General features: G+C 61.4%; 3 protein-coding genes and 1 tRNA gene. 2 read left to right on the forward strand and 2 right to left on the reverse strand.

Annotated features, from left to right (window positions below):
- Positions 1–223: 223 nt before the first annotated feature.
- Both RT582_RS22190 and RT582_RS22195 read right to left on the reverse strand, forming a co-directional pair.
- Positions 224–299, reverse strand: a tRNA-Asn gene (locus tag RT582_RS22190).
- 102 nt (positions 300–401) lie between these two features.
- A complete protein-coding gene (locus RT582_RS22195) occupies positions 402–1,598 on the reverse strand; it encodes an amino acid aminotransferase (protein WP_031297299.1) in 1,197 nt (398 codons plus the stop codon).
- Positions 1,599–1,894: 296 nt separating this feature from the next.
- On the opposite strand from RT582_RS22195, the gene uvrB reads away from it, so the two are divergent.
- Complete coding sequence (gene uvrB / locus RT582_RS22200) at positions 1,895–3,910, forward strand: excinuclease ABC subunit UvrB (RefSeq protein WP_313480056.1); 2,016 nt, start codon at positions 1,895–1,897, stop codon at positions 3,908–3,910.
- Between the two features lie 151 nt (positions 3,911–4,061).
- Positions 4,062–5,543: a glutamate--tRNA ligase gene (gene gltX / locus RT582_RS22205; protein ID WP_313480058.1), complete on the forward strand. Its 1,482-nt coding sequence runs from the start codon at positions 4,062–4,064 to the stop codon at positions 5,541–5,543.
- The last annotated feature ends 221 nt before the right edge of the window (positions 5,544–5,764 follow it).

The following is a 5,764-nucleotide window of genomic DNA, read 5'->3' on the forward strand; positions in this document are numbered from 1 at the left end:
AACCTGGGACGCAGTCCCTGGTGAGAGTCCAGCGGCAATAAAAAAGCCCCGGTATCAACCGAGGCTTTGAAATTTGGCTCCGCGACCTGGACTCGACAGCGAAGCTGAACGCGCTTTAGCGCGGCCCCGAAGGGGTGAGCGAAGCGAATAACCTGGGACGCAGTCCCTGGTGAGAGTCCAGCGGCAATAAAAAAGCCCCGGTATTAACCGAGGCTTTGAAATTTGGCTCCGCGACCTGGACTCGAACCAGGGACCCAATGATTAACAGTCATTTGCTCTACCGACTGAGCTATCGCGGAACAACGGTGCGTATCCTACTGTTTGCAAAAGAGAAGTCAACCCTTTGCGCCGCTAGGAACGACGCCGCGCCCGGGGGCTGAGAGGGCCCCGGGCGGCTGGAGTCAGAGCACCTGAACGATGGCGTCAGTGACGTGACCGATGTTGTTGCGGTTCAGTGCGGCGGCGCAGATTCGACCGGTGCTGATGGCGTAGACGCCGAACTCGACACGCAGTCGCTCGACCTGCTCGGCCGTGAGGCCGGAGTAGGAGAACATGCCGCGCTGGGCGGCAACGAAACTGAAGTCCGTCTTCGCGCCTTTGGCCGCCAATTGCTCGACCATGCTCAGACGCAGCTCGCGGATGCGGCTGCGCATCTCGCCCAGCTCGGCTTCCCACATGGCGCGCAGTTCCGGGCTGTTGAGCACCGCGGAGACGATCGTGGCGCCGTGGGTCGGCGGGTTGGAATAGTTGGTGCGGATCACGCGCTTGACCTGCGACAGTACGCGAGCCGACTCCTCGCGGCTCTGGGTGACCATCGACAGCGCGCCGACGCGTTCGCCGTACAGCGAGAAGGACTTGGAGAACGAGCTGGAAACGAAGAAGGTCATGCCCGACTCGGCGAAAAGGCGCACGGCGGCGGCGTCCTCTTCGATGCTGTCGCCGAAGCCCTGGTAGGCGATGTCGATGAACGGCACGTGATCCTGGGCACGCAGCACGTCGAGAATCTGCTTCCAGTCATCCAGGTTCAGATCGACGCCGGTCGGGTTGTGGCAGCAGGCGTGCAGCACGACGATGGAGCGGGGTGGCAGGTTCTTCAGGTCCTGCAGCAGGCCGGCGCGATCGATGCCGTGATTGCTCGCGTCATAGTAGCTGTAGCTCTGGACCGGGAAACCGGCCGACTCGAACAGCGCGCGATGGTTTTCCCAGCTCGGGTTGCTGATGGCAACCACGGCGTCCGGCAGCAGGCGCTTGAGGAAGTCTGCGCCGACTTTGAGTGCGCCGGTTCCGCCGAGCGCCTGGGTAGTCACCACCCGGCCTTCGGCGATCAGCGGAGAATCGTTGCCGAACAGCAGCTTCTGTACGGCAGCATCGTAAGCGGCAATGCCCTCGATCGGCAGATAGCCGCGGGGCGCGTGGGCAGCGATGCGGGCATGCTCCGCCTCGACCACGGCGCGCAGCAATGGAATGCGACCTTCTTCGTTGTAGTAGACACCGACACCGAGGTTGACCTTGTTCGGCCGCGTGTCGGCGTTGAAGGCTTCATTGAGGCCGAGGATAGGATCGCGCGGCGCCATTTCGACAGCAGAGAACAAACTCATGGTGAGGGGGCTCGAAAGAGAAGAGTGACTAGATTCACCACCCTCGCGTCGGCGCGCAGGGTGATGCGCAAACGGGGCGGTAGTATAGCGGTCAAGCCTGTTGCCTGCGATATGCTACTGAGGTTTTCTGATCACTTTCGGTGCGTTTTGCGTACTGGAAAGATGGGCGGTTTCTCGGCTCTGCGCGCCCATCGCTGGTGGCGGATTTCAGGATCCGCTGGCTGTCGCGCCAAACCGCTGGATGGCTGTTCGAAAGTCCGGCTGCCAAGCTCGCACATGTTACCTAGAGAGGCGAAATGTCCAAGTTCGAACTGGTCACCCGTTTCAAGCCGGCCGGCGATCAACCGGAGGCCATTCGGCAGATGATCGAAGGCATCGAGGCGGGGTTGTCGCACCAGACGCTGCTGGGCGTTACGGGCTCGGGCAAGACCTTCAGCGTCGCCAACGTCATCGCCCATGTGCAGCGGCCTACGCTGGTGCTGGCGCCAAACAAGACGCTGGCCGCGCAGCTCTATGGTGAGTTCAAGGCGTTCTTCCCGAACAATGCGGTCGAGTATTTCGTTTCCTACTACGACTATTACCAGCCGGAAGCCTATGTGCCGTCGTCGGACACCTTCATCGAGAAGGATGCATCGATCAACGATCACATTGAGCAGATGCGTCTGTCGGCAACCAAGGCGCTGCTGGAGCGCGCGGATGCGATCATCGTCACCACTGTGTCGTGCATCTACGGTCTGGGTGATCCGCAGTCATACCTGAAGATGGTCCTGCACGTCGATCGTGGTGATCGGCTCGATCAGCGCGAGCTGCTGCGCCGGCTGACTGGCCTGCAGTACACCCGCAACGACATGGATTTCGCTCGTGCGACCTTCCGTGTGCGCGGCGACGTGATCGACATCTTCCCGGCGGAATCGGATCTCGAAGCGGTGCGCATCGAGCTGTTCGATGATGAGGTGGAGAGCCTGTCCGCCTTCGATCCGCTGACCGGGGAGGTGATCCGCAAGCTGCCGCGCTTCACCTTCTATCCCAAGAGCCACTACGTAACGCCGCGGGAAACCCTGCTCGACGCGATAGAGAAGATCAAGGACGAGCTGCGCGAGCGGCTCGATTACCTGCGCAGCCAGAACAAGCTGGTGGAGGCCCAGCGGCTCGAGCAGCGCACGCGTTTCGATCTGGAAATGATCATGGAGCTGGGTTACTGCAACGGCATCGAAAACTACTCGCGCTATCTGTCCGGGCGCGATGCTGGCGAGCCGCCACCGACGCTGTTCGACTACCTGCCGGCCGATGCGCTGCTGGTGATCGATGAGTCCCACGTGTCGGTGCCGCAGGTCGGCGCGATGTACAAGGGCGACCGCTCGCGCAAGGAAACCCTGGTGGAGTATGGCTTCCGTCTGCCATCGGCGCTGGATAACCGGCCGATGCGCTTCGACGAGTGGGAGGCGATCAGTCCGCAGACCATCTTCGTTTCGGCCACGCCTGGACCTTACGAAGCTGAGCACGCCGGCCGTGTGGTCGAGCAGGTTGTACGCCCTACCGGTCTGGTCGATCCGCAGATCGAAGTGCGGCCGGCGCTGACCCAGGTCGACGATCTGCTGTCGGAGATCCGTAAATGCGTGGTCAAGGAGGAGCGGGTGCTGGTCACCACGCTGACCAAGCGCATGGCCGAGGACCTTACCGACTACCTCAGCGACCACGACGTGCGGGTTCGTTATCTGCACTCGGACATCGATACCGTGGAGCGGGTCGAGATCATTCGTGATTTGCGTCTGGGCACGTTCGACGTGTTGGTGGGCATCAACCTGTTGCGCGAGGGGTTGGATATGCCTGAGGTGTCGCTGGTGGCGATACTTGATGCAGACAAGGAAGGCTTCCTGCGTTCGGAACGCTCGCTGATTCAGACCATTGGCCGCGCTGCGCGCAACCTTAACGGTCGCGCAATCCTCTATGGCGACAACGTCACCGGATCCATGCAGCGCGCCATCGATGAAACCGAACGGCGGCGCAACAAGCAGATTGCCTTCAACGAGGCCAACGGCATCGTGCCCAAGGGCGTGAAGAAGGACGTGCAGGACATCCTCGAAGGCGCAACCGTACCGGGCTCGCGCAGCAAGAAGCGGCGTGGCGAGGCGAAAGCGGCGGAGGAGAGTGCGCGTTACGAGAACGAACTGCGTTCGCCGAGCGAGATCACCAAGCGGATTCGTCAGCTGGAAGAGAAGATGCTGAGTCTGGCGCGCGATCTGGAGTTCGAGGCGGCCGCTGAAGCGCGCGACGAAATTCACAAGCTGCGCGAGCGCTTGTTGCAGGTCTAGCAGCTACTGGCGGATCGACCGTTTCGGCCTGTCCCGGAGCGTCTCCTTCGGGACGCTCTCGCTCTGCTTCCCGGTGTTTGGCTGGAGCCGGCTGCGCAGCGCCTGCTAACATTCGTCCCCTTTCCGTATGTCCTACCGTCCGAGAGCATTCATGACCACGGTTCGCACCCGCATCGCGCCATCTCCGACCGGCGATCCCCACGTCGGTACTGCCTACATCGCGCTGTTCAATCTGTGCTTCGCCCGACAGCACGGTGGCCAGTTCATCTTGCGCATCGAGGATACCGATCAGGTGCGATCGACCCGTGAATCCGAGCAGCAGATCTACGATGCGCTGCGCTGGCTGGGCATCGAATGGGACGAGGGTCCGGACGTTGGCGGTCCGCATGGCCCGTACCGGCAGAGCGAGCGCGGCGAGATCTACAAGAAGTACTCGGACGAGCTGGTCAGCAAGGGTCATGCGTTCCCGTGCTTCTGCAGCAGCGAGCGCCTGGATCAGGTGCGTGCCGAGCAGATGGCGAACAAGGAAACGCCGCGTTATGACGGCCATTGCATGCACCTCGATCCGGCCGAAGCTCAGCGTCGCATCGCTGCTGGTGAATCCCATGTGATCCGGATGAAGGTGCCGAGCGAAGGCGTGTGCCAGGTCAACGACATGCTGCGCGGCACCGTCGAGATCGGCTGGGATCGCATGGACATGCAGGTGCTGATGAAGGCCGATGGCCTGCCGACCTACTTCCTCGCCAACGTGGTTGATGACCACCTGATGGGCATCACTCATGTGCTGCGTGGCGAAGAGTGGCTGCCGTCGGCGCCCAAGCTGATCAAGCTGTACGAGTACTTCGGCTGGGAGCAGCCGCAGCTGTGCTACATGCCGCTGCTGCGCAATCCCGACAAGAGCAAGCTCTCTAAGCGCAAGAATCCGACTTCGGTGACCTTCTACGAGCGCATGGGTTTTCTGCCACAGGCGATGCTCAACTATCTCGGGCGCATGGGTTGGTCGATGCCTGACGAGCGTGAGAAATTCACGTTGAACGAGATGATCGAGCACTTCGACATCAATCGCGTATCGCTCGGCGGACCGATCTTCGATCTGGAGAAGCTTTCCTGGCTGAACGGCCAGTGGCTACGCGAACTGCCGGTCGAGCAGTTCGCTGCCGAAGTGCAGAAGTGGGCATTCAATCCGCAGTACATGATGCAGATCGCGCCGCACGTGCAGCAGCGCGTGGAAACCTTCAGCCAGATTGCGCCATTGGCTGGCTTCTTCTTCTCCGGTGCATTGCCGCTCGACCCCGCATTGTTCGCGCACAAGAAGCTCGATGCGACGCAGGTGCGCCAGGTCATGCAGCTGATTCTGTGGAAGTTGGAAGCACTGCGCCAGTGGGAAAAGGAGCGCATCACCGCGTGCATCACCCAGGTGGCGGAACATCTAGGCTTCAAGCTGCGCGATGTGATGCCGCTGATGTTCGCCGCCATCACCGGGCAGGCCAGTTCGGTATCGGTACTCGACGCGATGGAGATTCTCGGCCCGGATCTGACGCGCTTCCGCCTGCGCAACGCACTCGAGTTGCTCGGTGGCGCGTCGAAGAAGGAAGCCAAGGAGTGGGAGAAGCTCGCGGCGTCGATTGTCTGAGTGCGGGGCAGGGGCGGTGCTTGTGACCAGCATCGCCCCGAGGTGGTGGCGTTACCATTCGTCGGTGGTAAGTAGTTGTTCCTAATGCCAAAAAAACTTCGGCCCGTTCGAAATTGTTGTTGACACTACTTGGGGGCGCCCCTAATATGCGCCCCGTCCTCGAGATGGGGCTATAGCTCAGCTGGGAGAGCGCTTGCATGGCATGCAAGAGGTCGACGGTT

Origin of the sequence: Stutzerimonas kunmingensis, from assembly GCF_032106285.1 — a bacterium.
GTDB classification, from domain to species: Bacteria; Pseudomonadota; Gammaproteobacteria; order Pseudomonadales; family Pseudomonadaceae; genus Stutzerimonas; species Stutzerimonas kunmingensis_B.